This is a genomic window from Lachnospira sp. CLA-JM-H23, assembly GCF_040096425.1.
Taxonomy (GTDB): domain Bacteria; phylum Bacillota; class Clostridia; order Lachnospirales; family Lachnospiraceae; genus Lachnospira; species Lachnospira rogosae.
The window spans coordinates 1-2,600 of the sequence record NZ_JBBMET010000017.1; the positions used below are offsets into that span (position 1 = coordinate 1).

The following is a 2,600-nucleotide window of genomic DNA, read 5'->3' on the forward strand; positions in this document are numbered from 1 at the left end:
AGCCAAATTCGTTCTCGGCTACTCCATAGTAATCGAAATTAACCTTACCATTATCTATACGCCAAAATCCACTTTCATTTGACCTTATACCTGTGTAGTCATATCTTACTTTTCCATTTTCTACATATAACCAGTCTTTTCCATCATATGTAACATTAGTATATGAAGTATCTACTACTCCGTTTATTACATAATAATTATTCCCTGCATAACTTACAAAACCGGTATATGTCTTATCCGCCTGTCCATTAGTAAAATATGTAAGCGTTCCATTAACATCTCTTAAACCAGTGTATGTATCCTTCTGCTTTACTGTTACTGTACAGCTTGCTGTCTTTCTATTACTGCTTGTCGCTGTAATTACTGCTGTTCCAGCTTTCTTCGCTGTTACCTTTCCGTTACTGTCTACAGCTGCTACTTCCGAGTTACTACTGCTCCACTTTACTGTCTTATCACCAGTTGCATTTGATGGTGTTATTGTGGCTGTTAATGTCTCACTCTCACCTTCTGTTATGCTCGTTGTGCTCTTATTAAGACTTATTCCTGTTATAGCTATTTCCTTCTGCTTTACTGTTACTGTACAGCTTGCACTCTTTCCATTGCTGCTGGTAGCTGTGATTACTGCTGTTCCTGCTTTTTTTGCTGTCACTTTTCCTGCACTATCTACTGATGCCACAGCTGTATTACTACTACTCCACTTTACTGTCTTATCTAATGTTGTATTAGAAGGACTAATTGTTGCTGTTAATGTCGCACTTTCCCCTTCTGTTAATGACATAGTATCCTTATTAACATGTATACTTTCAATAGGCACATTAGTATCAGCTTCTTTAGCATTAGATGTAAATGCTTTTATACAAAAATTATTAGGAGAGTATTTATATACATTTCCTTCTTTATAAAAACTCTTTCCATCAAACCGACTAACTCTCCTGTCCCATATTATAGTTTCGAGTTTTTCTCCTGTAGCCATACTTGTAGCATCTTCTCTATCAAGCGCTGCCTTATCTGTCGTTACAACAACTGAATATGTTGTTCCCGGAGCAAGCTTAATTGAATTACTCAACTCTATTGTATATATACCAGCATATTGTGTATAACCAGTAGTCGTTGCTGTAACCTGTTTAGTTCCACTAAGTGGATTATTAAGATTGGTCAGATTAGTATAAATATCAACAGTATATTTTACATCTGCTGCCTGTGACATTGATACAGATACAGCCTTTAATACTTCATAATCAATTCCAGATTTTTTCTGTGTTGTAAATACATTAGCTCCAGATAATACATTAGATGATCTATAAGTCTCAATACCTCCATCCAGCTGATAATTATTGTCAAAGCCATCATTTGCAACAAAATCAAATACCCATGCTGTATTCTCTAAAGAAAACGTATCATATGACATCCAGAAATAATCACAGTAAGAACCCCAGCTATTCCTTATAAGCCATGCTCCATCATTCGAAGGTTTAAGTCCCTCGAAATTATCTTTGGAAAAATTGTCATTCCATCCAACTATCATAACAGCATGACCACCACCTGCCCGAGCTGTGTCATAATAAGTATAACAGTCACTCTTTCTACTCCATGACATATTATAATCTGAATGATAATACATAACACCTACAGCACCATGCTCCATAATTGCTTCTTTAACACCTGATGTATTCTCTTTAATATTAATCTGATATACATTGTGAAGGTGGGCATCTTTATAACTATATGCGAACTCACCACTTAGTCCTTGTTTAATTGTGTCGTTCGCTTTGCTGTAAGGAACTGTATTCTCTGTTGCTCCTATCCATTGAGCCAGTCTTCTTGATGAATACTGATAATTGCCGCCTCTATTAAGATATGAATAATCTGAATTTTCATTATAATATTTAGCTGTATCCCCCACTGTTCCACCAAGTGGGTCAGTTACAGAATTGTATGTATAATATGCCAATGCCAATTCGCTTAAATCTATATTCTTATCAGCTGCTCCATCATTAATCAGATCGAATTCTGCAAGTCCCAGACTTGAGAATGCCCAACAAGTTCCATATGGATTCTGATTACGATTGTCAGGATATTTGCTTTTAATATCTTCAACACTTGACGGATAGCTAGCAGGCAATTCGCTTAACATTCTTGCCATACCATAGTCTTCATATACAGGAGTATTGCCATCAAGTTCACTTGCTACATACCCTGGAACAAATTGGAATTTCTCCACTGATGAACTATTATTATCATCTCCAGCTGCCCAGGATGTATAACTAAATGAGCTTATGGCAAGTACAGTACCCAATACCACTGCTAATAGTTTCTTAATTCTCATACTTATACCTCGTTTTCTTCTGTTTTTCACCTAACTTGAATAACTTTCATTAAATATATCGACTTGTATACACACTTTCATAACACACATTGATTAATTAAATCTCATAAAAATAAGGTTAACAATCAACTGTCAACCTTATTTATTATATAAAATACAATATATTATAATTATGCTCTATATGCCCAGCCATTTATAATATTATATCTTACACCATTGTATACATATGAGCCATTTTTTGAGAAATCTACTTTTCCATTCTCAATATAGAATT

General features: G+C 35.0%; 1 protein-coding gene. It reads right to left on the reverse strand.

Annotation, left to right across the window (positions count from 1 at the left end; all coding sequences use genetic code 11):
* A partial coding sequence (locus WMO42_RS13880) for an Ig-like domain-containing protein (protein WP_349192614.1) occupies positions 1–2,326 on the reverse strand: 2,326 nt, incomplete at its 3' end.
* Positions 2,327–2,600: the final 274 nt, after the last annotated feature.